The organism is Massilia sp. P1_C10, assembly GCF_056406475.1.
In genome coordinates this window covers 421863-444551 of sequence record NZ_JBFUAC010000001.1, presented here as the reverse complement: position 1 = coordinate 444551, position 22689 = coordinate 421863, and the positions used below count along the sequence as shown (strand labels likewise).

At 67.3% G+C, this 22689-nt stretch carries 25 protein-coding genes; 22 read left to right on the top strand and 3 right to left on the bottom strand.

Annotation, left to right across the window (positions count from 1 at the left end; all coding sequences use genetic code 11):
- Positions 1-2 precede the first annotated feature (2 nt).
- Positions 3-896, bottom strand: coding sequence for an SDR family oxidoreductase (locus tag AC1D02_RS02090; RefSeq protein WP_477313213.1), 894 nt, complete (start codon positions 894-896; stop codon positions 3-5).
- Between the two features lie 12 nt (positions 897-908).
- Between AC1D02_RS02090 and AC1D02_RS02085 the strand changes: the two genes are divergently transcribed.
- The 5 genes from AC1D02_RS02085 to AC1D02_RS02065 all read left to right on the top strand — a co-directional run bounded on the left by AC1D02_RS02085 (position 909) and on the right by AC1D02_RS02065 (position 5347).
- The gene (locus AC1D02_RS02085) at positions 909-1940 is read left to right on the top strand and encodes a CDP-6-deoxy-delta-3,4-glucoseen reductase (protein ID WP_477313211.1); all 1032 of its coding nucleotides are present in this window, start codon (positions 909-911) and stop codon (positions 1938-1940) included.
- Between the two features lie 90 nt (positions 1941-2030).
- Positions 2031-2762 (top strand): class I SAM-dependent methyltransferase, encoded by a 732-nt coding sequence (locus AC1D02_RS02080; RefSeq protein WP_477313209.1) that lies wholly within the window; start codon positions 2031-2033, stop codon positions 2760-2762.
- A 114-nt stretch (positions 2763-2876) separates the two neighbouring features.
- Positions 2877-4109: an MFS transporter gene (locus tag AC1D02_RS02075; protein ID WP_477313207.1), complete on the top strand. Its 1233-nt coding sequence runs from the start codon at positions 2877-2879 to the stop codon at positions 4107-4109.
- Between the two features lie 40 nt (positions 4110-4149).
- Positions 4150-4821 (top strand): DUF1345 domain-containing protein, encoded by a 672-nt coding sequence (locus AC1D02_RS02070; protein WP_477313205.1) that lies wholly within the window; start codon positions 4150-4152, stop codon positions 4819-4821.
- A gap of 151 nt (positions 4822-4972) precedes the next feature.
- Positions 4973-5347 (top strand): HPF/RaiA family ribosome-associated protein, encoded by a 375-nt coding sequence (locus AC1D02_RS02065; protein WP_477313203.1) that lies wholly within the window; start codon positions 4973-4975, stop codon positions 5345-5347.
- Between the two features lie 54 nt (positions 5348-5401).
- On the opposite strand, the gene AC1D02_RS02060 is transcribed toward AC1D02_RS02065, so the two are convergent.
- Complete coding sequence (locus AC1D02_RS02060) at positions 5402-6196, bottom strand: helical backbone metal receptor (RefSeq protein ID WP_477313201.1); 795 nt, start codon at positions 6194-6196, stop codon at positions 5402-5404.
- Between the two features lie 142 nt (positions 6197-6338).
- On the opposite strand from AC1D02_RS02060, the gene AC1D02_RS02055 reads away from it, so the two are divergent.
- The 3 genes from AC1D02_RS02055 to sbcB all read left to right on the top strand — a co-directional run bounded on the left by AC1D02_RS02055 (position 6339) and on the right by sbcB (position 9193).
- Positions 6339-7286, top strand: coding sequence for a GGDEF domain-containing protein (locus AC1D02_RS02055; protein ID WP_477313199.1), 948 nt, complete (start codon positions 6339-6341; stop codon positions 7284-7286).
- Between the two features lie 120 nt (positions 7287-7406).
- Complete coding sequence (locus AC1D02_RS02050; protein WP_477313197.1) at positions 7407-7565, top strand: diguanylate cyclase domain-containing protein; 159 nt, start codon at positions 7407-7409, stop codon at positions 7563-7565.
- Positions 7566-7747: 182 nt separating this feature from the next.
- A complete protein-coding gene (gene sbcB, locus AC1D02_RS02045) occupies positions 7748-9193 on the top strand; it encodes an exodeoxyribonuclease I (RefSeq protein WP_477313195.1) in 1446 nt (481 codons plus the stop codon).
- A 43-nt stretch (positions 9194-9236) separates the two neighbouring features.
- On the opposite strand, the gene pyrF is transcribed toward sbcB, so the two are convergent.
- Complete coding sequence (pyrF, locus tag AC1D02_RS02040; protein WP_477313193.1) at positions 9237-10055, bottom strand: orotidine-5'-phosphate decarboxylase; 819 nt, start codon at positions 10053-10055, stop codon at positions 9237-9239.
- 122 nt (positions 10056-10177) lie between these two features.
- Here pyrF and AC1D02_RS02035 point away from each other — a divergent pair, with 122 nt between their 5' ends.
- The 14 genes from AC1D02_RS02035 to AC1D02_RS01970 all read left to right on the top strand — a co-directional run bounded on the left by AC1D02_RS02035 (position 10178) and on the right by AC1D02_RS01970 (position 22653).
- Positions 10178-10789, top strand: a complete 612-nt coding sequence (locus AC1D02_RS02035; protein ID WP_477313191.1) for a LemA family protein — start codon at positions 10178-10180, stop codon at positions 10787-10789.
- A complete protein-coding gene (locus AC1D02_RS02030) occupies positions 10790-11602 on the top strand; it encodes a TPM domain-containing protein (protein WP_477313189.1) in 813 nt (270 codons plus the stop codon). It begins immediately after the preceding gene.
- On the top strand, positions 11602-12114 hold the full coding sequence (locus AC1D02_RS02025) for a TPM domain-containing protein (protein WP_477313187.1): 513 nt from the start codon (positions 11602-11604) through the stop codon (positions 12112-12114). Before AC1D02_RS02030 ends, AC1D02_RS02025 begins: the two co-directional genes overlap by 1 nt.
- 76 nt (positions 12115-12190) lie before the next feature.
- Positions 12191-12955 (top strand): SDR family NAD(P)-dependent oxidoreductase, encoded by a 765-nt coding sequence (locus AC1D02_RS02020; RefSeq protein ID WP_477313185.1) that lies wholly within the window; start codon positions 12191-12193, stop codon positions 12953-12955.
- 606 nt (positions 12956-13561) lie between these two features.
- Positions 13562-13885 carry a hypothetical protein gene (locus tag AC1D02_RS02015; RefSeq protein WP_477313183.1) on the top strand — a complete coding sequence of 108 codons (324 nt, stop codon included), beginning with the start codon at positions 13562-13564 and terminating at the stop codon, positions 13883-13885.
- 82 nt (positions 13886-13967) lie between these two features.
- Positions 13968-14360 (top strand): VanZ family protein, encoded by a 393-nt coding sequence (locus tag AC1D02_RS02010; RefSeq protein WP_477313181.1) that lies wholly within the window; start codon positions 13968-13970, stop codon positions 14358-14360.
- A gap of 300 nt (positions 14361-14660) precedes the next feature.
- Complete coding sequence (locus AC1D02_RS02005) at positions 14661-15152, top strand: hypothetical protein (protein WP_477313179.1); 492 nt, start codon at positions 14661-14663, stop codon at positions 15150-15152.
- Positions 15153-15305: 153 nt separating this feature from the next.
- Positions 15306-16163, top strand: a complete 858-nt coding sequence (locus AC1D02_RS02000; protein WP_477313177.1) for a pirin family protein — start codon at positions 15306-15308, stop codon at positions 16161-16163.
- Positions 16164-16286: 123 nt separating this feature from the next.
- Positions 16287-17618, top strand: a complete 1332-nt coding sequence (locus tag AC1D02_RS01995; RefSeq protein ID WP_477313175.1) for a sigma-54 dependent transcriptional regulator — start codon at positions 16287-16289, stop codon at positions 17616-17618.
- 358 nt (positions 17619-17976) lie between these two features.
- Positions 17977-19521: a hypothetical protein gene (locus AC1D02_RS01990; RefSeq protein ID WP_477313173.1), complete on the top strand. Its 1545-nt coding sequence runs from the start codon at positions 17977-17979 to the stop codon at positions 19519-19521.
- Between the two features lie 65 nt (positions 19522-19586).
- On the top strand, positions 19587-20009 hold the full coding sequence (locus tag AC1D02_RS01985) for a hypothetical protein (RefSeq protein ID WP_477313171.1): 423 nt from the start codon (positions 19587-19589) through the stop codon (positions 20007-20009).
- 2 nt (positions 20010-20011) lie between these two features.
- Positions 20012-20692 carry a C39 family peptidase gene (locus AC1D02_RS01980; RefSeq protein ID WP_477313169.1) on the top strand — a complete coding sequence of 227 codons (681 nt, stop codon included), beginning with the start codon at positions 20012-20014 and terminating at the stop codon, positions 20690-20692.
- Positions 20693-20704: 12 nt separating this feature from the next.
- Positions 20705-21220 (top strand): hypothetical protein, encoded by a 516-nt coding sequence (locus AC1D02_RS01975; RefSeq protein WP_477313167.1) that lies wholly within the window; start codon positions 20705-20707, stop codon positions 21218-21220.
- 35 nt (positions 21221-21255) lie between these two features.
- Positions 21256-22653, top strand: coding sequence for an acetate kinase (locus AC1D02_RS01970; protein ID WP_477313165.1), 1398 nt, complete (start codon positions 21256-21258; stop codon positions 22651-22653).
- Positions 22654-22689 lie beyond the last annotated feature (36 nt).

Genomic DNA, 22689 nt, shown 5'->3' with positions numbered 1-22689 from the left:
TGTCATTTTACCAGCGCCATGCGCGCCAGCGCCGGACGCACCTCGGGATACGCCAGCCGCACCCCCAGTTCGCGCTTGATGCGCTCGTTGCGCAGGCGCCGCGACTCCGACATGAACGTCATCAGCACCGGCGACACTTCGCGCGCCAGCTCCGCGCGCGCGAGCCGCGGCGGGCGCGCCATGCCGAAGGCGTCCGCCACGGCGTCGAAGTACTCCGCCATCTTCATGTCCGAGTCGTCGACCGCGTTGTAGACCCGGCCCGGCAGGCCGCGCAACAGCGCCAGCGCGACGATGCGCGCCAGGTCGTCGGCGTGAATGTGGTTGGTGTAGACGTCGTCGGCGTCGACCAGCGCCGGCGTGCCCTTCGCCAGCCGCTCGAGCGGCAGCCGGTCGCGCGCGTAGATGCCGGGCGCGCGCACGATCGCCAGCCGGCCGCCCGCGCGGCGCGCCCAGCCGCGCAGCACGCGCTCGGCGTCGACCCGCCGCGTGGCGCGCGCGTTGTGGGGTGCGACCGGGCGCGTCTCGTCAATCAGCCGCCCCTGGCAATCGCCATACACCCCGCTGGTGCTGACATAAACCAGGCGGGCCCCGTCGGGTAAAATGGCGGTCAGCCGGCGGGTGCGCAGGTCGAGCGCGCCGCTTGGCTGCGGCGGCGCCAGGTGCACCACCCAGGGCGCCAGCCGCGCCAGGCGCCGCAGGCTGGCCGGCTGGTCGAGGTCGGCGACGATCGGGATCGCGCCGGCGGCCCGCAGTTCGGCGCGGCGGTCAAGGCTGCTGGTGACGGCGAACACGCGAAAGCGCTCGCGCAGCAGCGGCAGCAGGCGCATGCCGATATCGCCGCAGCCGACGATCAGCAGGCGCGGCCGGCCAATTTTTTGAATCGTATTGTTTTTCATGTTGAGGATTGTATGACTTTCCAGATCACTGTCCAGCCGAGCGGCCACCGCTTCGAATGCGAAGCCGATGAAACCGTGCTGGGCGCCGCCATCCGCGCGGGCGTCGGGCTGCCGTACGGCTGCAAGAACGGCGCCTGCGGTTCGTGCAAGGGCAAAGTGGTCGAAGGCGCGGTCACGCACAAGGCGCACCAGCAGCGCGCGCTGTCGGAGCAGGAAGCGGCCGACGGGTTTTCGCTGTTCTGCTGCGCCACGCCGTCGGCCGACCTGGTGATCGAGGCGCGCGAAGTGGCCGGCAGCAGCGAATACCCGGTGCGCAAGATGCCGGCGCGCGTCGCCAAGCTGGAGAAGGTCGCGCCGGACGTGATCGTCATGAGCCTGCAGCTGCCGGCCAACGAAGCGCTGGCCTACCGCGCCGGCCAGTACATCGAATTCATGCTCAAGGACGGCAAGCGCCGCGCCTACAGCGTGGCCAACGCGCCGTCGGCGCTCGACTCGCCGGTCACGCTGCACATCCGCCACATGGGCGGCGGCCTGTTCACCGAACACGTGTTCAACACCATGAAGGAGCGCGACATCCTGCGCTTCGAAGGCCCGCTCGGCACCTTCTTCCTGCGCGAAGAGTCGGACAAGCCGATCGTGCTGCTGGCGTCGGGCACCGGCTTCGCGCCGGTCAAGGCGCTGGTCGAGCACCTGGTCCACCTGAAGTCGCCGCGTCCGGTCACGCTGTATTGGGGCGGACGCCGGCCGCAGGACCTGTACATGAACGAACTGTGCGAACAGTGGGCGCAGATCCTGCCGAACTTCACCTACGTGCCGGTGATTTCGGACCCGCTTCCGGAAGATAACTGGACCGGCCGCGGCGGCTTCGTGCACGCGGCCGTGATGGCGGACCTGCCCGATATGTCGGGCCACCAGGTGTATGCCTGCGGCGCGCCGATCATGGTGGAATCGGCCCAGCGCGACTTCATCGGCAAGTGCGGCCTGCCGACCGACGAATTCTTCGCCGACTCGTTCACCTCCGAAGCCGACCTGGCGCAGCCGTAAAGATATATCGCAGAGCTCCGATTTGAGGTAATTTATGGGGCCGGGCGCAAACCCGGCGCCAGAATTCCAACCTACCTGAAGGGGCTCCACATGCACAAACGAATTGCCTCCCTGCTGCTCGCCTGCTGCGCCAGCGCGCTGGCCGCGCCGGCGTCCACGTCGCCCGAACTCGAAAAACAATACAAGGCCGCGATCGCGCATCCGGCCCGCACCGACGACGACCGCAAGGGCGACGCCAAGCGCAAGCCGGCCGAATTCCTGCAGTTCGCCAAGGTCCGCACGGGGATGAAGGTGCTCGACGTGTCGGCCGGCGCCGGCGCCACGTCGGCCCTGCTGGCCGCGGCGGTGGGGCCGACCGGCGAAGTGTGGGCGCAGGGGGCGAAGGCGTCGCCGAAGCTCGAGGCGCGCCTGGCCGCGGCGCCGATGGCGAACCTGCATCCGCTGGTGGCGCCGTACGACAATCCGGTGCCGGCCGGGACGCCGCCGCTGGACCTGGTGACCATCAATATGTCGTACCACGACATCGCCAACACGCCGACCGACCGGGCGGCGATGAACAAGCGCCTGTACGACGCGCTCAAGCCGGGCGGCACGCTGGTGGTGATCGACAATGCGGCGAAGGCCGGCAGCGGCTTGAGCGCGACGCAAACCCTGCACCGGATCGAGGACGCGGCGGTGATCGAGGAAGTGACCAGGGCCGGCTTCGTGCTGGACGCGAAGAGCGACTACCTGCACGTGCCTTCGGATCCGCGCGAGCAGGCGTTCTTCAAGATGGAAGGCAAGCCGGATGACAAGTTCGCGCTGCGGTTTGTGAAGAAATAGCGCCGGCGTTTATCACGCGGCGCCGAAAACACCGGGGTCAGGTCCGGCGGACCTTACCCCATTCTCCCGGCGCCGCGTGCAAAAAGCCGGATTCAATTCTTTTCGAAAGCTTCAATGTCTTTGCAGTTCCCCTCCGTCCTCCGCAATCGCAACTTCGCCTTTTACCTGTCCGCCCGCGTGCTCGGCACCCTCGCCGTCCAGATGCAAAGCGTCGCCATCGGCTGGCAGGTCTATGAAATCACCGGCAACCTGTACGACCTCGGCCTGATCGGCCTGGCGCAGTTCGCGCCCTTCCTGGCGCTGATCCTGTTCGCCGGCCACGCCGCCGACCGCTACAACCGCCGCAACATCATCGTGCTGTGCCTGGCCGCGCAGATGGCGTGCTCGCTGCTGCTGCTCGCCTTCACGCTCTCCGGCAGCCACGTCGTCGCGCCGGTGTTCGGGATCCTGGTGCTGTTCGGCAGCGCGCGCGCCTTCATGATGCCGGCCACCCAGGCCATCCTGAAGAACCTGGTGCCGATCGAGCGCTTCAGCCAGGCCGTCGCACTGAGTTCGTCGAGCTTCCACGTCGCCGTCATCACCGGCCCGGTGCTGGGCGGCCTGTTGTACCTGGCCGGCCCGAAGATGGTGTACACGACCTCGGCCGCCCTGCTGTTGCTGTCGGTGTTCCTGATGAGCCGAACCGTCAACGGCCCGCAGGCGGTGAACACCGCGCCGGCCACCTGGCACACCGTGCTGGAAGGCCTGCGCTTCGTGCGCTCGCGCCCGGTGGTGCTGGGCGCGATGTCGCTCGACCTGTTCGCGGTGCTGTTCGGCGGCGCGACCGCGCTGCTGCCGGCCTACGCGCGCGACGTGCTGCATGCCGGCCCCACCGGCCTCGGCCTGCTGCGCACCGCGCCCGGGGCCGGCGCCGCGCTGTGCTCGGTGATGCTGGCGGTCGCGCCGATCCGGCGCCACGTCGGCGCCTTCATGTTCGGCGGCGTCGCGCTGTTCGGGGCGGCCACGCTGGTGCTGGGCGCGACCACCAGCTTCGCGATCGCGCTGGCCGCGCTGTTCCTGCTCGGCGTCGGCGACATGGTCAGCGTCTACATCCGCCACCTGCTGGTGCAGTTCGAGACGCCGGACGAGATCCGCGGCCGCGTCAGCGCCGTCAACTCGGTGTTCATCGGCGCCTCGAACGAACTGGGCGAATTCGAATCGGGCCTGACCGCCGGCTGGTTCGGCCTGGTGCGCGCGATCCTGCTGGGCGGCGCGGCCACCCTGGTGGTCACCGGCGCCTGGGCCTTGCGGTTCCCGGTGCTGTCGCGCATGGACCGGTTCCCGCATCACGGCAAGGATGCGGCCTGATGTGGAATAATGGGCCGCATTAACATTTCCCCAACATAAAATGGCCTCCGAAAAAAAGAAGCACAAGTGGCACAGCATCGTTTCCAGCCGGCCGCACCTGCTCATTGCCATCGCGATCGGCGCCCTGGCCTGGTTTTTCCTGCCTGACGAACTCGAGCTGATGACGCGCGCGCTGATCGTGTGGAACGTGGCGATCTGGTCTTTCCTTGGGATGATGATGTGGGTGGTGATGACGTCGAGCCACCACGAAGTACGCGCGCTGGCCGACAAGCAGGACGAGAACGCCGGCGTGGTGCTGATAACGCTGCTGGTCGCGGCGATCGTCAGCCTGAGCGCGATCTTTTTCGAGCTGAGCAAGCTGACCGATGCCGAGGGCGCCGAGGCGGCCGGCCGCTACACGCTGACGGTGGCCACGCTGTTCGGCTCCTGGATCCTGGTGGGAGTGCTGTTCTGTTTCCACTACGCGCACAAGTACTACCGCTGCGACGACAAGAAGCCGCCGCTGAAATTTCCCGATGACGAGAAGGAGCCCGACTACTGGGACTTCATGTACTTCTCGTTCACCATCAGCGTGGCGGTGCAGACCTCCGACGTCAGCGTCATGTCGCGCGGCATGCGCAAGCTGGTGCTCGGGCATTCGGTGCTCAATTTCTTTTTCAACCTGGTGATCCTGGGGCTGTCGATCAACATCGCGGCCGGCCTGATCAAGTGACGCGCGTCCAGCAGGGCGTTGTCATTTTGACGAAAGGTGTAAGATAAATTCATGTGCGCACTGCATCGCCAACCATTGGCTCGACGCGGTATTCGCGCGATCGGCACGCCTATGGTTGGGGCAGGCATTTGATAACAACCAGGAGCAACCTATGCAAATCAACATCAACACCGACAAGACCATCGAACGTCACCAGGGTCTCGACGAGCACGTCGAGTCCGTCGTCAGCGCCGCCGTTGCACGGTTCGGCGAACAGATCACCCGCGTCGAAGTGCACCTGTCCGACGAGAACAGCCAGAAGTCGGTCGACGGCGGCAGCCGCTGCATGCTCGAAGCGCGCGTCACCAATTACCAGCCGATCGCCGTCAGCGACCATGGGCCGACGCTGCACCAGGCCATCAGCGGCGCGGCCGACAAGCTCAAGCGCGCGGTCGACAGCGCGCTGGGCCGCCTGCACGACAAGCAGCTGCACAAGACGCCGACCTTGGCAGACCAGGCCGACCAGGCCGACGAAATCAACGAGTAATTCCCGCGCTTTCGGGGACTGGTCCTGCGGACCTGTCCCCACCGCCACCCTCCTTTACACCAACAATTTGCCCTCGGCGATCGCGCGCAAGTAGCGCAGGCCGGCCAGCGAGCGGCTGCCGTACCACGACATCATCTCCCCATCGATCAGGTGCACCGGCTTGCCGATCTGCTTTTCGAGGGCGTCCGCGTGCGCCTCGGTGAAGCGGTAGGGTTCGCTCGACAGCAGCACGCCGTCGATCGCCTCGACCAGCGCGGCATGCCATTCGAAGCGCGGATAGCGCGCCGGATCCGGCAACGCGGGCAGGCGCCAGCCGATCTCGGCCATCATGCGTGCGATGTAGGTGTCGGGCGACACGCTCATCCACGGGTCCTGCCAGATGCAGTACAACATCGTCTGTGGCGGGCCTTTCGGCGTGGCCTGCAGCGCCGCGTATTCGGCCTCGAACTGCGCGCACCAGGCGGCCGCTTCGGCGTCGCGGCAGAACACTGCCCCCATCAGCCGCGCCAGCGCGAGGTTGTCGCGCGGCGCCAGCGGATGGGTGACGACGATGTGCGGGATGAATCCGGCCAGCGCCTCGACGGTGGGCTTCTCGTTTTCGTCGATGTTGACCACCAGGTGGGTCGGCGCCAGCTTGCGGATCTTGTCGATATTCACGTCCTTGGTGCCGCCCACTTTCGGGATCGCCGCCACCTGGTCGGCCGGATGGATGCAGAAGCCGGTGCGGCCGACCAGCTGGCCGGCGAGGCCGAGGTCGCACAGCAGTTCAGTGATCGACGGCACCAGCGAAACGATGCGGGCGGCCGGATCGGGCGTGTGAAGGGTGCCGGCGGCGTCGACGAGGGTCATGTGCGTGATTTTCCAAAAAAGGCCAGGACGCCATTGAAACACTGTTGTTTATCGGGCGCCAGCCCTCTTGGCGACGTTGCAATGGGTTATCATGCTATTGCTTAGCAGAATTGTATTTCCAGCACGAAACCCAAGGAATATTGTGGACCACATCGGCACCTTCGGCGCCTCCCCCTACCGCATCGGCGACCTGCAACTGTTCCGCGACGCCGACGAAGGTCAGCTGGCCGCGGCGTTGGCGCAGTGTTCGCTGTGCCGGCTGGCGCACGGCAAGCGGCTCGAGGACACGTTCCGCGCGCGCCTGTACATCGTGCTGCGCGGCGCGCTGGCGGAGACGGCGCCGGACGGGACGGTGAGCAAGATCCTGCCGGGCGAGAGCGTGGGCGAGCAATCGGTGCTGGACGAGGCGACCAACCTGGCCGACATCAGCGCGATCGACGACACCGAACTGCTGCTGATCGAAGCGGACCTCGTGTGGCAGCTGATCGACCAGTCGAACGGCGTCGCGCGCAACCTGCTGCGGCTGCTGTCGTTCCGCATTCGCGCGGCGAGCGCCTTGCTGCGGCGGCGCCAGAAGCTGGGCGAATTTTATCGTCAGCTGTCGATGAACGACGGCCTGACCGGGCTGTACAACCGCGCCTGGCTGGCCGACATGCTGCCGAAGATGGTGGCGACGGCGCAGCGGGCGGGCAATCCGCTGTCGCTGGTGATGATCGACCTCGACCACTTCAAGCGCTTCAACGATACGCACGGGCACATGGCGGGCGACGAAGCGCTGCGCGCCGCCGCGGGCGTCATCCATGCCGCGCTGAGGCCATCCGACTTCGCGGTGCGCTACGGCGGCGAAGAAATGCTGGTCATCCTGCCCGAGACCAGCGAAACGCTGGCGCGCGTCGTCGCCGAGCGCCTGTGCCAGCGGTTGCGCCAGGTCGTGATTTTCGACGACATGCGCCTGCCGATGCCGCAGCTCACCGGCTCTTTTGGCGCCGCCAGCCTGAACGACGACATGGACGAAGACAAGTTGCTGGCGGCTGCCGACGCCGCGCTGTACCGCGCCAAGGAATCCGGCCGCGACCGCGTCTCCCTCTAAAAATCCTCAAATTCAAATTGGGGTCAGACCCGCTTTTTCGCTGCCCCCGCGCGGTTTGCGCCGAACAAAAAGCGGGTCTGACCCCAAAGTGTTTTCCTGTGCCAGCGGTTGCGCCAGGTCGTGATTTTCGACGACATGCGCCTGCCGATGCCGCAGCTCACCGGCTCGTTTGGCGCCGCCAGCCTGAACGACGACATGGACGAAGACAAGTTGCTGGCGGCGGCCGACGCCGCGCTGTACCGCGCCAAGGAATCCGGCCGCGACCGCGTCTCCCTCTAAAAATCCTCAAATTCAAATTGGGGTCAGACCCGCTTTTTCGCTGCCCGCGCGCGGTTTGCGCCGAACAAAAAGCGGGTCTGACCCCAAAGTGTTTTTTGGAATTTGCGCGCGTCGCTGATGCCGCCACTAGCCGCTGGCGCCGTTTCGTGACACCATACGCCCGCCTCCACTGAGCTTCCGACATGAGCAATCACACTTTCCTCTGGCACGACTACGAAACTTTCGGCGCCAACACGCGCCGCGATCGCCCGGCGCAGTTCGCCGCGATCCGCACCGACGCCAACCTGAACGAAATCGGCGATCCGATCATGCTGTACTGCCAGCCGGCGCCGGATTTCCTGCCCGATCCGCAGTCGTGCCTGATCACCGGCATCACGCCGCAGCAGTGCCTCGAGTGGGGCGTGCCCGAGCATCAGTTCGCCAAGACGATCGAGGCGGCATTCAGCCAGCCAGGCACCATCGGCGTCGGCTACAACACCATCCGCTTCGACGACGAGATCACCCGCTACATGTTCTGGCGTAATCTGATCGATCCGTACGCGCGCGAATGGCAAAACAATTGCGGCCGCTGGGACTTGCTCGATGTGGTACGCATGACCTACGCGCTGCGCCCCGAGGGCATCGAGTGGCCGCTGCGCGAAGACGGCAAGCCGAGCTTCCGCCTCGAGGACCTGGCGCGCGCCAACGGCCTGCTGCACGAGGCCGCGCACGATGCGCTGTCGGACGTGCGCGCCACCATCGCCCTCGCCCGCCTGATCCGCGACAAGCAGCCCAAGCTGTTCGAGTTCTGCCTCGGCCTGCACAAGAAGGACAAAGTCGCCCACGAGATGGGCATGCACCTGGCGGCCGCGTCGCGCCAGCCTTTCCTGCACGTGTCGGGCATGTTCCCGGCCGAGCGCGGCTGCCTGGCGCTGGTGTGGCCGCTGGCAACCCACCCGACCAACAAGAACGAAGTGCTGGTGTGGGATTGCAGCTACGACCCGGCCGAACTGTTCGCGCTCGACGCCGACACCATCCGCCTGCGCATGTTCACGCGCGGCGCCGATTTGCCGGAAGGCGTGACGCGCCTGCCAATCAAGAGCATCCACGTCAACAAGTCGCCGATGCTGGTCGGGAACCTGAAGACGCTCAGTCCGGCCATGGCCGAGCGCTGGGGCCTCGACCTCGAGCAGGGCCGCGCGCACGCGCAAGCCGCCGCCAATGCGCCGGACATGAGCGCGCTGTGGGCCGAAGTGTACCGCCGGCCCGCGATGGCGAGCCTGGATGTGGATGAGGATTTGTACGGCGGCTTCGTCGGCAACAACGACCGCCGCAAGCTCGACGCCCTGCGCGCCGAGACGCCGGAGAAGATGGCGACCGCGCGGCCGTCATTCGACGACGATCGCCTGGAGGAGCTGTTCTTCCGCTACCGCGCGCGCAACTTCCCGCAGACGCTGGGCGACGCGGAACGATTTCACTGGGAGCAGCATCGCGCCGCGAAACTGTTCGACGGCGAAGGCGGGGCGCGCACGATCGAGCAGCTGTTCGCCGAGATCGATGCGCTGTCGGAGGATGCAGACGAGCGCGCCGAAAACATCCTGGGCGCGCTGTACGACTACGCAGAAATGATCGCTCCGAGCCGCCGGTAAAAAAAACGGGGTCAGGTCCGACCTGACCCCGGCAGTCTGTCGATTAACGCGACAGGTTGATCTCATCCCGCGTCTGCAACGCCACCCTGCGCGCCGCGGCGGCGAAGTCTTCACCACTCTCCGGCTTCGCATACAGAATCGCCCGCGACGAACTGATCATCATCCCGGTCCCGTTCGCGGTCTTGCCGCCCTTGACCGTCGCCTCGACATCCCCGCCCTGCGCGCCGATGCCCGGCACCAGCAGCGGCATGTCGCCGACGATCGCCCTCACCTGCGCCAGCTCGCCCGGAAACGTCGCGCCCACCACCAGCGCGCACTGCCCATTGCGGTTCCACTTGCCGGCCACCATCGCCGCCACGTGCTGATACAGCGGCTTGCCGCCGACGTCGAGGAACTGCAAATCCGAGCCGCCCGGGTTCGACGTGCGGCACAGGATGATCTGCCCGCGGTCGCGCCATTCCAGGTACGGCTCGACCGAATCGAAGCCCATGTACGGGCTGAGGGTGACCGCGTCGGCGCCGTAGCGGTCGTACGCCTCGCGCGCATACTGATGCGCGGTGGCGCCGATGTCGCCGCGCTTGGCATCGAGGATCAGCGGAATCTGCGGGTAATGCTTGCGCAGGTAGGCGCAGATGGTTTCCAGCTGCCGCTCCGCGCCGAGCGCCGCAAAGTAGGCGATCTGCGGCTTGAACGCGCACGCCAGGTCGGCCGTCGCGTCGATGATGGATTTGCAGAATTCGGCGATGCCGTCGCCGCGCCCTTGCAGGTGCGCCGGCAGTTTGGCCAGGTCGGGATCGAGCCCGACGCACAACAGTGAATCGTTCCGGGTCCACGCCGCGGACAGCTTGTCGATGAAATTCACGTCATGCCTTTCGTCTTTTTTTGCAAACGCAGCATTGTACCGCGCCCACGCACGGTTGAAACGGCAGGGTCGATCCGATTAGGGTATATTTTGTGCATTCGACAACTTGCCAGGACTTCATCATGACCCACCAAGGATTCTCGCGCTGGACGCGCTTGCTGCTGACGCTGTCTTTCATGGCATCCGTGCTGTCCGGCTGCGGCTACAACAAATTCCAGTCGCAGGACGAGGCCACCAAGGCCGCCTGGAGCGAAGTGGTCAACCAGTACCAGCGCCGCGCCGACCTGATCCCGAACCTGGTCAACACCGTCAAGGGCTATGCGACGCACGAAAAAGATACGCTCGAAGCGGTGACCAAGGCGCGCGCCGCCGCCACCAGCATGACCGTCACGCCGGAAGTGCTGAACGACCCGGCCGCCTTCGAAAAGTTCCAGAAGGTGCAAGGCGAGCTGTCGAGCGCCCTGTCGCGCCTGATGGTGGTCACCGAGAACTATCCGAACCTGAAGGCCGACGCCGGTTTCCGCGACCTGCAGTCGCAGCTCGAGGGCACCGAGAACCGCATCACCGTGGCGCGCCAGCGTTACATCGCCGCGGTCCAGGAATACAACGTGTCGGTGCGCAGCTTCCCGAACAACCTGACCGCGATGATGTTCGGCTACAAGGCCAAGCCCGCGTTCACGGTGGAAAACGAGAAGGCGATTTCGACCGCGCCGACCGTCAACTTCGGCAAATAAATGAGTAGCCGGCTACGCTTTGTGTGGATGGCGCTGCTGGCGCTGATGCTGGCCGGCGCCGCCCACGCCCAGCTGGCGCCGGTGCCGAAACTGACCGGCCACGTCACCGACCAGGCAGGCATGCTCGACGCCACCCAGCGCGACAAGCTCGAAGCGGTGCTGACCGATTACGAAGCGAAGACCGGCAGCCAGATCGCCGTGCTGCTGGTCAAGACCACCGAGCCTGAGCAGATCGAGCAGTACAGCATCCGCGTGGCCGACGCCTGGAAGCTCGGCCGCAAAGGCGTCGATGACGGCGTGCTGCTGCTGGTCGCCAAAGACAATCCGACCGCGCTGCGGCGCCTGCGCATCGAAACCGGCCGCGGCGTCCAGGGCGTGCTGACCGACGCCAAGTCGAACCAGATCCTGCAGGATGTGATCGCCCCCCATTTCCGCAAGAACGAGTATTACGACGGCCTGGTGGCCGGGGTCGGCGCGATTGCCACCCTGCTCAACAAAGAACAATTTCCCGCCGCGCCGGAACAGCAGCGACAGCCGCAAGGCCAGTCGTCCGACGGCGGCATTCCCCTGCTCCCCTTGCTGATCTTCGGCTTCTTCATCCTGGTGTCGATCTTCCGGCCGCGGCGCCGTTCGCGCCTGTCGGCCGGCGGCTGGGGCAGCGGCGCCACCGGCTTCGTGCTCGGCGCGGCGCTCGACAGCCTGAGCCGCGGCGGCGGCGGTGGCGGCGGCTTTGGCGGTGGCGGCGGCGGAGGCGGCGGCTTTTCGGGCGGCGGCGGCAGCTTTGACGGCGGCGGCGCCTCGGGGAACTGGTAATGCGCACATTTTCCGAACGCCTCAGCCGCGCCCTGCGCCACTGGAAATCGAGCAACGCCCACGGCCGCCAGGTCTTTCCGCAGGACGCGCTGGCCGAGATCGGCGCCGCCATCAGCGAAGGCGAGCGCACCCACCGAGGCGAACTGCGCCTGATCGTCGAGGCTTCGATGCCGTTCGACGCGGTGTGGAACGACGTCAGCAATCGCCAGCGCGCGCTGGCCTTGTTCGCCGAGCACGGCGTCTGGGACACCGAGGAAAACTGCGGCGTGCTGATCTACGTGAACCTGGCCGAGCGCGCAGTCGACATCGTGGCCGACCGCAACATCGGCCGCAAGATCGACGCCGCCACCTGGCAGGCGGTGTGCCGCACCATGACCGACGGCTTCGCGCACGAGCAATACCGCGAAAGCACGCTGGCCGCGATCGCCCAGGTCAATTCGCTGCTGCGCCAGCACTTCCCGGCCAACGGCGCGCGCGCCAACGAATTGCCCGACAACCCGATCATGCTGTAGGCGCTTGCGCAAAAGCTTCCCCGCGCCGGCCGCCACTGGGTAAAATTCGCTCTTTCGAATTCACTGAAAGCGATCCATGAAACTAGCCGACAAAGTTGCCATCGTCACCGGCGCGACCCAGGGCATCGGCCTGGCCTGCGCCGAACGCCTGGTGCGCGAGGGCGCCCGCGTCATGCTGGTCGACATCAAGCCCGAGGGCGATCAGGCCGCGCACCAGTTCGGCGACGCCGCGCGCTTCTTCGCCGCCGACGTCAGCCAGAAGGCCGACGTCGACGCAATGATCGCCGCCACCCTGCAAGCCTTCGGCCGGATCGACATCCTGATCAACAACGCCGGCGTGACCCACGCCGCCGATTTCCTCGATTTGCACGAGGACGATTTCGACCGCGTGCTGCGCATCAACCTGAAATCGATGTTCCTGTGCGGACAGGCCGCGGCGCGCGAGATGGTCAAGCAGCGGAGCGGCTGCATCATCAACATGTCGAGCGTCAATTCCGAACTGGCGATTCCGAACCAGGTGCCGTACGTGGTGTCCAAGGGAGGCGTCAACCAGCTGACCAAGGTAATGGCGCTGAACCTGGCGCCGCACGGCATCCGCGTCAACGGCATCGGGCCGGGCACGATCCTGACCGAACTAGCCAGGAAAGCCGTGCTGGCCAGCCCCGAGGCGCGCCACACGATCCTGTCGCGCACGCCGATGGGACGCTGCGGCGAGCCGGAAGAAGTCGCCTCGATCGCCGCCTTCCTGGCCAGCGACGACGCGAGCTACATGACCGGCCAGACGATCTACGCCGACGGCGGCCGCCTGGCGCTGAACTACACCGTCCCGGTCGAGGAATAGCCCCGCAAAAACGGGGGCAGATCCGCGCGACGGGGACGCCTGGTCCCCGCCTTTGTCGCCGCCGCGTTAATTAGCGTTCAGATATAACCATGGCCCATGTCTGATATCTGAATTCACAATTAGACATATATGTCGCGGCGCAGCATAATCTCACCTGTCTCCACTATTCTCCTCCAAGAAAATAGTCTTCAAGCCCGCTTTCATCAGCGGGCTTTTTTTTGCCCGCACCTCCCGCCGACCGGGCCCAGCCGAAAACGTTCGCCGCGCCCGCGCCGAACTTGCGCCACGTCATACCCCCGTCATATTCGCCGCCTATACTTTTCCTCATCTGCCATACATGCAACCGATATGCGTGATCGCAGCCAGGCGTGCCTCCCTCCAACGTTGGCACGCCACAACGAATTGATCTCTCTTGGCCCATCGCGGGTTTGCCCTCCTCCACCGGCGGGCATTTTTTTGTGCCACATCAAGGCAGGAACTCCACTGCGTCAATCGGCATGGATAACAGCTTGCAGCCGTCCCCCGATCAACTATAGTGAATATCCCCCGACAGGTTTACCGAATTAATATCTTTCCGCTGCCTCGCAGCAAAAGGGAGTCTATCGAATGAGCTTGCAAACCTTGGAACATCCGTCCAGTCATGCCTCCGACACCCGAGTTCACGGCCGCCGCCAGCGCCACGCCGACGACAATCTCCTCCTCACCGAACTGAACCCGTTCGCCGTGGTCGACCACCTCGACGGCGACCAGGCGCCCGTCAACCTCACCAGCTTCGGCGTCGTGCGCGAAACCTGCCCGAAATGCCTGCAAACCCACCTGCATCTCGTGCTGCGCCAACGTAACGTGCGCGCCGCCCACCTGTTCTGCGCCGACTGCCACAGCTGTTTCGACGCCCACTACGCCAGCGGCGCACCCGCGCTGACGATCTGAGCGACGAACTGGCGCCGCCACCACGCTGTGCGCGGCGCCACGGGCGTGCTATCGTTGCGCCTTTCACTTCGTCCGTCTCCGCATGATTGCCCTGTTGTCGCACCTGGTCCTCGCCCCGAAACTGCGCAAGCTGCGCCTGCGCCTTGCCCTGCTGATGTACGCCGCGATCCTGATCATGGGATCGATTCCGGGCGCCCGCGCCGAAATCGGCTACGTCGCCTCCGGCTTCGTGCTGCACGCGATCGCCTACGGCTCCCTGGCCTTCCTGATCTTCACCGGCAGCAGCGGCAGCGCCGCACGGCGCGCGCTGAAAGCCGTGGCGACCGTCGCGCTGATGGGCGCGGCCGACGAACTGGTGCAGAGCATGTTCCCTTACCGCGGGGCCGCCGTCGGCGACTGGCTGGTCGACTGCGGCGCCGCCGTGCTCACCGCCGGCGTCCTCTGGGCCTGGCTGCCCGACCCGTCCTCGAAATAAGCCCGCGCACCGACTCCCCGACTGTTTGATCTGGCTCACGCTGCCCCCGCTTGAGCTGAACATTACGCCGCCGCGCCGCTCTTACTGGAGTGGCACGCCGTACCGTCGCGCACACACCGCCCCCCAAAAAAACAGGGGCGAACCGCGGCAAAAGAGCCACACGCAGCCGTTTCGTTTGATGTGCGTCAGCGATTGCCCGGTTCTGCCTGAACGTCTTTCCGGTTTGCCCCTCTTACCCTCGTGAACACGCGGCATCGTCACGCACACACCCATTGCAGGACCCAACCCAAGGAGTTGATCATGAATCGAAAACAACAGAGCGTGGTACTGGCGAGCTTGCTCGCGCTGGCGCTGGCCGGATGCAGTTCGACCAAAACCGGCGACGACATGACGGCCGGCACCACCGCCAGCGGCGCCGGCGCCAGCACCATGCCGAGCACCCCCGCCACCCCGCCGGCGCCCGCGCCTGGCGCCGCCACCAGCGCCGCCACCGAAACGCCGATGGCCATGCCACCCCAGGAGCCGGGCGCCCAGCCGCCGGCCACCATGCCCGCCGCCACGCCGAACGCGGTGGTGGTGTCGATCGAGACCGTACCGCGCATGGGTCCCGGCAGCACCTCGGTGGGCGGCAGCACCAGCGGCGCCACCGGGTCGTCGATGGGCCAGGACAAGCAGTACCGCATTACCCTGCGCACCGACGATGGCGCTACCCGCATCGTCACCCAGGACAAGGCGCCCACCTTCCGCAGCGGCGACCGCGTCAACCTGACGGACGGAATGATCAACCGCTAGCGCGGCCGGTGGCGTGGCCGATGGCGCGGCCGGAATCCAGGCGCCCGCGGGGCGGCCTGCGCGCACGCAATGCGACGCGCCGCCTTGCGTGACGCCACGTCTCGCGCTCTTGATGTATTGTCATGCTGATCCCCTCCACTGGAGCATTTCGGCATGAGCGACAAGACCATCAGGCGGCTGCACCAGGCAGTGCGCGACGACATCGGCGACCTGCTCACGCAGCGGCCGCTGCCCAACCCGCACCTCGACCAGCTCGACCCTTTCCTGTTCCTGAACCACCACGGCCCGCAAACCTACGGCCCGGACAACCACGGCCTGCCCTTCGGCCCGCATCCGCACCGCGGCTTCGAAACCGTCACCTTCATCCTCGACGGCATGCTGACCCACCAGGACAGCGCCGGCCACGAGAGCATCATTCGCGCCGGCGGCGTGCAGTGGATGACGGCCGGGCGCGGCATCATCCACGCCGAGATTTCGCCGCGCGAATTCCTGCGCGAAGGCGGCCGCCTCGAACTGCTGCAACTGTGGATCAATCTGCCCGGGCGCCTCAAAATGAGCCCGCCCGCCTACACCGGCCTGCAGCGCGAGCAGATTCCCGCGCTGCCGGTGGCCGGCGGCAAGGGCATCCTGCACCTGGTCGCCGGGCAGTGGGATGGCGTGACCGGCCCGGTCGCCTCGCTGACGGGCGTGTTCATGAGCACCCTCGACCTCCAGGCCGGCGCCACCCTGCGCGTGCCCGACCTGCAGGCGCGCGCCGTCTTCCTGTACGTGGTGCGCGGCAGCCTGACCATCAACGGCCAGCGCGTCGCCGGCTTCCATCTGGCCGAACTGAACGCGGGCGGCGATGCGCTCGAACTGTCCGCCGAAGAAGACAGCCTGGTGCTGTTCGGCCACGCCGAGCCGATCGGCGAGCCGCTGGTCGCGCACGGCCCGTTCGTGATGAACACCCGTGAGGAAATTGCCGCAGCGATCGCCGACTACCAGGCCGGCCGCTTCGGCGCGCCGTTGTAGGCCAACCCGGGCGGGCCGTTACGCATTTCGCGGCGGCCCGCAGCAATCTGCATCAATGGTTCGCTGCGAACCAAGTTCAGCTTCCGACGATCCGATAAGGACACGCTCAGCGCGGGCCTTGTCATGTCGCTCAAAAAACTGTTGTGCATCGCATTCGACGGCGCCGCCGGCGCGGCCGAGCCGTGCGCCGCGCTGGGCGACTGGGACGTGCGCATCGTCACCGGCTGGCGCGACGCCGCGCGCGCGCTGCGCAGCCGCAGCTACCTGGTCGGCCTGGCGCTCGACCTGCCGGGGCCGGATGGCCCTGACGAAGCCGAGCGTTTCTTCCGCGAATACTGGAACGTCCAGTGGATCGGCGTGCTGCCGCCCAACGCCCTCGCCGCGGCCGCCTGCCGCGCCCTGGTGGCCGGCCACCTTGCCGACTTCCACACCCGCCCGGTCGACCCGCAGCGCCTGCTGCACACGCTGGGTCACGCGCACGGCATGGCGCTGCTGCGCGCCCAGCCCGACGGCGTCGCGGCCGCGCCCGACCTGATGGCGCTGACCGGCACCAGCGCCGCGATCGCCCGCCTGCGCGCGCAGATCGCCAAGGTCGCGCAATCGCACGCGCCGGTGCTCATCTGGGGCGAAAGCGGCAGCGGCAAGGAGCTCACCGCGCAGGCCATCCACGGCCAGTCGGCGCGCGCGGCCGGCCCGTTCGTGCCGATCAACTGCGGCGCGATTCCGCCCGCGCTGATCCAGTCCGAGCTGTTCGGCCACGCGCGCGGCGCGTTCACCGGCGCGGCGCGCGACAAGATCGGCCTGATCGAATCGGCAGCCGGCGGCAGCGTGTTCCTCGATGAAATCGCCGACCTGCCGAAAGACCTGCAATCGAACCTGCTGCGCTTCCTGCAGGAGAAAACCATCTACCGGGTCGGCTCGACGCGCGCCGTCACCATCGACGTGCGCGTCATCGCCGCCTCGCACGTCAACCTGCAGCAGGCGGTGGCCGACGGCCTGTTCCGCGAAGACCTGTACTACCGCCTCAATGTGCTGCCGATCGACGTGCCGCCGCTGCGCGAACGGCGCGACGACCTCGACATGCTGGCGCACCACTTCTTCCGCACCTTCGCCGCCGAAAAGGCGCCGCACCTGAAGGGCTTCGGCAGCGACGCGCTGCGCGCGATCCGCGAGCACGACTGGCCCGGCAACGTGCGTGAGCTGATCAACCGCACGCGGCGCGCGATGGTGCTGTCCGAAGGCCGCCTGATCGGGCCGCACGATCTTGGCCTGGCGCCGCGCCGCGCGCCATCGCGCGGCGCCGGCCTCGACGCCTCGCGCATCGACGCCGAGCGCGCCGCCATCGGCGCCAGCCTGGAACGGGCCGGCCGCAACATCACCCATGCCGCGCGCGACCTCGGCGTGTCGCGCATGACGCTGTATCGCCTGCTCGCCAAGCACGGTATCGAGCCGTGAACCCGACTGTATCGCCCGCGTTACCGGGCCCGGCCCCGTGCGCACCGACGTACCTCGCTTCTGTCACAGCGCTGCGACACGATGCGCCGCATCATGCCCGCGCCCGCCTCACTGTGCTGACGCCGGGTTGCGCGGACGCCGGCCGCATCGCCATGCATCTCAGCCGTCGCAGCACCGATACGGCGGCGTCGCGCGGGCGCCCTCGCCGCTCCGCCCCGCGCACGCTTTTTCCCTGTGTTTTCAAGGGCCTGGCGTAGCCGCCGGCGCGCTGGCATCGTCTTTGCAGTAGTACTGCTGCCGGACCAGTCGCCGGACACATCGACCAACTTCACTTCAGTACTCCAAAGGGGCCACTACTATGAAACGAACTCTCTTGGCGGCAGCGATCGCGCTCGCATTCTGCGCAACCGCCAGCGCAAATCCAACCAACACTGCCGGCGGGCCGACCGTCGACGGCCGGCTCATTCAGGTCGCGATCGCGACCAATGCACAAAGCGGCCCCGGGCCACAGGCGAATGAAAATTCGACGGCCACGGACAGCTCGACGCACGACAACGACAACAGCACCGAGCACCATAACGACAACAGCACCGGCCAGAACAACAGCACCGGCTACTCCGAGTCGTACGGCTACGGCACCGCCGCCGCCAACAACGGCGGCACCGCAACGGCGACCGTCAGCGATTCGTTCAACACCAACAAGGCAATCAACGCCAGCAACCTGAGCGGCGAGGTGACGGGCAACACCGTCAGCGGCGTCGGCAGCGTCGCCCTCAACGCCGGCAACAGCACCGCCGGCAATGGCGGCGCCGGCTACGGCGGCAACGGCAAGGGCGGCTCCGCGCTGGGCATCGGCGGCAATGGCGGCCATGCCAAAGGCGCCAACGCCGCCTCGGGCTCCACCGGCGGCAACGCCACCAACAACGGCTATGCCAGCAACGGCGACGCCAACGTCGGCGACAGCACTGCCGGCAACGGCGGCAGGGGCGGCGACGCCATCGGCGCCATCAGCGGCGACGGCGGCAAAGGCGGCGCCGGCGGCAACGGCGGCAGGGGCGGCGCCGGTGGCGACGTCTACGGCGGCAACGGCGGCAAGGGCGGCCTCGCTGTCGGCGGCTGGGGCGGCGATGCGGGCTACACCAAGGCGGGCGGCGGCGGCCGCACGGGCAGCGCGGGCAGCGCCAACGGCGGCGACGCCGGCCATGCCCTGGGCGGCATAGCGGCAGCGGGCAGCGCCGCCAGCGGCAGCAACACCAGCGGTGACGGCGGCACCGGCACGGCCGCAGGCGCAGCAGTGTCGGTCGCCGCGGCTGCGGGCGGCGCTGGCACATCCGGCGCCGGCGGCGCCGGCGGCACCGGCGGCACCAGCGGCGCGGGCGGCGCGGGCGGCACTGCCGCCAGCACTGCCGGCAATGGTGCGGCAGGCACTGGCGGTGCGGGCGGCGCAGGCGCCGGCGGCACCAGCTCCGGAGCGGCTGGCGGCAATGGCGCCGCGGGTGCCGCGGGCGGAGCCTCCGGCGACGCGTCGAACACCGCTGGCAACGGCGCGACGGGCGGCGCTTCGTCGAACGGCAACGCCAGTAACGGCCCATCCACCGTCGGCGATGCGACGGCCGGCAATGGCGGCGCGGGCGGCAGCGGCGGCACCAACACGGCGGGCAATGGCGGCGACGGCGGCACCAATACCGCCGCTGCTGGAGCTGGCGGCGCGGGCGCCGGCGCGGCGGGCGGCGACAGCGGCGCGGTCAGCGTTGATGCGGGCACCTTCAATGCGTCCAACACCATGACCACTGTGGGTCAGTCGGCGGCCGGCATCTTCCTCGCCAGCCAGAACACCGGCATTGCGGCGCTCGTGCAGCAAAACGTCAACGTCCAGGCCAACCTGAACGTCGGCAGCCACTAAGCGGCTGGCCGCCGCACCGAGCCCATCCGGTGCGGCGGCTTCACCTGCCATCGAAAGGAGAAGCCATGCTTCCTTTATCCAGCCGCCGCGGCATCATGATTGCCGCCATGCTCGCGTGGTCGGCCGGCGCCCACGCGCAGCAATCCGGTCCCGGCGCCGAAGCAGTCGCCGACGCCGGCGCCCCTCTCGCGCAAGCGTCCGCGCTACCACGCCAGCAGGCGCCGGAGCCGCGGGAGCCGTTCGCGTCCGCGGTGCCCGCCGATGACGCCCAGCTCGAGCGCTCGCGCGGCGGCGACGTCCGCACCCTGATCGACACCAGATTCACCGGCGCCGTCAACGGCAATTCGGCGACCAACATCAGCACCGGATGGAACATCATCGAAGGAGGATCGTTCGCCAACATGAGCGGCATTCCGGTCGTGATCCAGAATTCCGGCGCCAACGTGCTGATTCAAAGCGCCACCGTCATCAATCTTCAGATGCAATAGCCATGAACATCAAGCGCCTCGCCGCCGCGTTGCTGCTGCCCTGCGCGGCCCAGCAGGCCGCGGCCATCGATCTGCCCGGCATCGGCGGCGCCCGCTATTCGGTGCTGGTGGCGAGCATGAAGGAAATGCGCTTCAAGAGCACGCTGCGCCAGCAATACGATTTCAGCTGCGGCTCGGCCGCCGTGGCCACCCTGCTCACGCATCACTACGGCGTGGCGGCCAGCGAGCAATCGGTGTTCGTGCAGATGTATGCGCAAGGCGACCAGAACAAAATCCGCAAGGAAGGCTTCTCGCTGCTCGACATGAAGCGCTTCCTGGCGGCCAAGGGCTTCCAGGCGGACGGCTTCAAGCTGCCCTTGCAAAAGCTGGTCGACGCCAAACTTCCGGCCATCGTGCTGGTTTCCGAAAAGGGCTACAACCATTTCGTCGTCATCAAGGGCGCCGCCGACGGCCGCATCCTGATCGGCGATCCGGCCAACGGCACGCGCTCGCTGCCGCGCGCGGCCTTCGAACAAATCTGGGGCAACAAGCTGCTGTTCGTCATTCACGGCGCCGCCAAGGCGCCCGCCTTCAACCGGCTCGCCGACTGGCGCGCCGCGCCGCACGCGCCGCTCGGCGCCGGCATCAATCGCGAGGGCCTGAGCGGCATCACCATGGCCAAGCGCGGACCGGGCGACTACTAACGGGAGATCTTCATGCGAAGCACCAATGAACTCTTGCACGTGAGCCTGTGGCTCGCGCTTGCCGGCTTCGGCGCGCCGGCGCTGGCTGCCGATGGCGCAGGCCCGGCCGACGACTGGCAGCCGGTCGACGCCGCACAGCTCGAGGCCACGCGCGGCGGCTTCACCTTGCCGAACGGCCTGGCGATGTCGCTCGGCATCGAGAAGACGGTCTCGATCAATGGCGACATCGTCGCGCACACGCGCATCGAGATTGCCGACCTGAACCGGCTCAGTTCTGCGCAGGCAATCCAAACCCACGATGCCCTGTCGTCCGTCAAACTCATCCAGAACGGCAGTGACAACATCTATCAAGCGGGCGACGCCGCGCACGCGCTTGGCGGCGTCGTCATCCAGAACACGCTGAACGATCAACTGATACGCAGCGAGACCGTGATCAGTGCGAGCGTGAACAGCGGCAGCCTGGCCAGGAGCCTCAATTTTCAAAGCAGCCTGAACGATGCGCTGGCGCGCGCCGTCGGCGCCCAATGATGTCGCGCCACCCCAGCCATCCGATCGGAGGAAGCATGCAGCACATTCTCGCCACTGGTTTGCGCAGCGCCGGACTGTCGGCCCTGTTGCTCAGTCCCATCTCGCACGCGCGTCCGCAGGAGGATCTCACGCACCGGGACCTGACCAACCAGCTCAACATCATCAAACAGGAACTGGCGGCCCAGCGCAAGGCGCTCGAGGCGCTGGCGCGCGAAGTGGCGGCGCAACGCGCGCTGGAGCGCGAGCTCGGCGCCACCTTCGCCGGCAGCGTGCGCAGCGTCAGTGCGGAACAGCTCGAGGCGCAGCGCGGCACCGGCCATGGCGCCGGCCAGGAACTGCCCGGCGCCGAGGCCGCTAATGGCCAGACAGCGCCCGTGCCCAGCCAGCCCATCGTGGCCCAGCAGCCCGCGCCGCAGCCGCCCCCCGCGGTGCTGCCGCGCGGCGCGGTGGGCCGGCCGCCGGCGCGCGACAACCGTCCGCCCGCGGTCGCGCCGCTGTTCGAGCAGCCCGGCGTGCTCACGCCGCGCGGCAAGGTCGTGCTCGAACCGTCCGCGCAATTCGCCTACTCATCCAGCAACCGGATTTCGCTGGTCGGCTACACCGTCATCCCGGCGCTGCTGATCGGACTGGTCGACGTGCGCGAAGTAAAGCGCAACACCTTCACCGCCGCGCTGACCGGCCGCCTCGGCGTGTCGAACCGGCTCGAGGCCGAACTGAAAATTCCGTACGTGTACCGCTCCGATTCATCCGTCAGCCGCGAAGTGTTTACCGGCACCGCGGTCGACCGCGTGTTCGACACCAGCGGCCGCGCCATCGGCGACGCCGAATACGCGCTGCGCTACCAGATGAACGACGGCGGCGCCGACAAGCCCTACTTCATCGGCGGCATGCGCTTCAAGTTCCGCACCGGGCGCGATCCGTTCAGCGTCGTCACCGACTGCCTGAAACGCTGCATCGGCGAGAACGTCACCGGCAGTGGCCTGCCGCTGGACCTGCCGACCGGTTCCGGCTTCTACTCGGTGCAGCCCAACCTCACCTGGCTGTTCCCCTCCGATCCGGCAGTGTTCTTCGGCAGCGTCAGCTACCTGCACAATTTCAAGCGACGCGACATCAGCCGCCTGGTGCTGGGCGGCGAGCGCGAATTCCTCGGCGAGATCAAGCCGGGCGGCGTGGCCGGCTTCAATTTCGGCATCGGCCTGGCCCTCAACGACAAGGCTTCGTTCAGCCTCGGCTACGACCATCAGTCGATCGCCCGCACGCGCCAGAACGGCGTGCCGGTGCCGGGCGCGGTGCGTACCCAGCTTGGCACCCTGCTGCTCGGCTACTCCTACCGCCTCAGCGAAAAGCGCACGCTCAACGTCTCGGTCGGGGCCGGCCTGACGCGCGACACGCCCGACGTCTCGCTCACCGTCCGCATTCCCACCAGCTTCTGACAAAGCCTGGAGTCAGGTCCGGCGGAGCGACGGGGA

What these genes read in the sequence shown, in the direction of transcription:
- AC1D02_RS02090 (WP_477313213.1), bottom strand. Translation starts at nt 896, where the DNA reads ATGAAAAACAATACGATTCAAAAAATTGGCCGGCCGCGCCTGCTGATC.
- AC1D02_RS02085 (WP_477313211.1), top strand. Translation starts at nt 909, where the DNA reads ATGACTTTCCAGATCACTGTCCAGCCGAGCGGCCACCGCTTCGAATGC.
- AC1D02_RS02080 (WP_477313209.1), top strand. Translation starts at nt 2,031, where the DNA reads ATGCACAAACGAATTGCCTCCCTGCTGCTCGCCTGCTGCGCCAGCGCG.
- AC1D02_RS02075 (WP_477313207.1), top strand. Translation starts at nt 2,877, where the DNA reads ATGTCTTTGCAGTTCCCCTCCGTCCTCCGCAATCGCAACTTCGCCTTT.
- AC1D02_RS02070 (WP_477313205.1), top strand. Translation starts at nt 4,150, where the DNA reads ATGGCCTCCGAAAAAAAGAAGCACAAGTGGCACAGCATCGTTTCCAGC.
- AC1D02_RS02065 (WP_477313203.1), top strand. Translation starts at nt 4,973, where the DNA reads ATGCAAATCAACATCAACACCGACAAGACCATCGAACGTCACCAGGGT.
- AC1D02_RS02060 (WP_477313201.1), bottom strand. Translation starts at nt 6,196, where the DNA reads ATGACCCTCGTCGACGCCGCCGGCACCCTTCACACGCCCGATCCGGCC.
- sbcB (WP_477313195.1), top strand. Translation starts at nt 7,748, where the DNA reads ATGAGCAATCACACTTTCCTCTGGCACGACTACGAAACTTTCGGCGCC.
- AC1D02_RS02035 (WP_477313191.1), top strand. Translation starts at nt 10,178, where the DNA reads ATGACCCACCAAGGATTCTCGCGCTGGACGCGCTTGCTGCTGACGCTG.
- AC1D02_RS02030 (WP_477313189.1), top strand. Translation starts at nt 10,790, where the DNA reads ATGAGTAGCCGGCTACGCTTTGTGTGGATGGCGCTGCTGGCGCTGATG.
- AC1D02_RS02025 (WP_477313187.1), top strand. Translation starts at nt 11,602, where the DNA reads ATGCGCACATTTTCCGAACGCCTCAGCCGCGCCCTGCGCCACTGGAAA.
- AC1D02_RS02020 (WP_477313185.1), top strand. Translation starts at nt 12,191, where the DNA reads ATGAAACTAGCCGACAAAGTTGCCATCGTCACCGGCGCGACCCAGGGC.
- AC1D02_RS02015 (WP_477313183.1), top strand. Translation starts at nt 13,562, where the DNA reads ATGAGCTTGCAAACCTTGGAACATCCGTCCAGTCATGCCTCCGACACC.
- AC1D02_RS02010 (WP_477313181.1), top strand. Translation starts at nt 13,968, where the DNA reads ATGATTGCCCTGTTGTCGCACCTGGTCCTCGCCCCGAAACTGCGCAAG.
- AC1D02_RS02005 (WP_477313179.1), top strand. Translation starts at nt 14,661, where the DNA reads ATGAATCGAAAACAACAGAGCGTGGTACTGGCGAGCTTGCTCGCGCTG.
- AC1D02_RS02000 (WP_477313177.1), top strand. Translation starts at nt 15,306, where the DNA reads ATGAGCGACAAGACCATCAGGCGGCTGCACCAGGCAGTGCGCGACGAC.
- AC1D02_RS01995 (WP_477313175.1), top strand. Translation starts at nt 16,287, where the DNA reads ATGTCGCTCAAAAAACTGTTGTGCATCGCATTCGACGGCGCCGCCGGC.
- AC1D02_RS01990 (WP_477313173.1), top strand. Translation starts at nt 17,977, where the DNA reads ATGAAACGAACTCTCTTGGCGGCAGCGATCGCGCTCGCATTCTGCGCA.
- AC1D02_RS01985 (WP_477313171.1), top strand. Translation starts at nt 19,587, where the DNA reads ATGCTTCCTTTATCCAGCCGCCGCGGCATCATGATTGCCGCCATGCTC.
- AC1D02_RS01980 (WP_477313169.1), top strand. Translation starts at nt 20,012, where the DNA reads ATGAACATCAAGCGCCTCGCCGCCGCGTTGCTGCTGCCCTGCGCGGCC.
- AC1D02_RS01975 (WP_477313167.1), top strand. Translation starts at nt 20,705, where the DNA reads ATGCGAAGCACCAATGAACTCTTGCACGTGAGCCTGTGGCTCGCGCTT.
- AC1D02_RS01970 (WP_477313165.1), top strand. Translation starts at nt 21,256, where the DNA reads ATGCAGCACATTCTCGCCACTGGTTTGCGCAGCGCCGGACTGTCGGCC.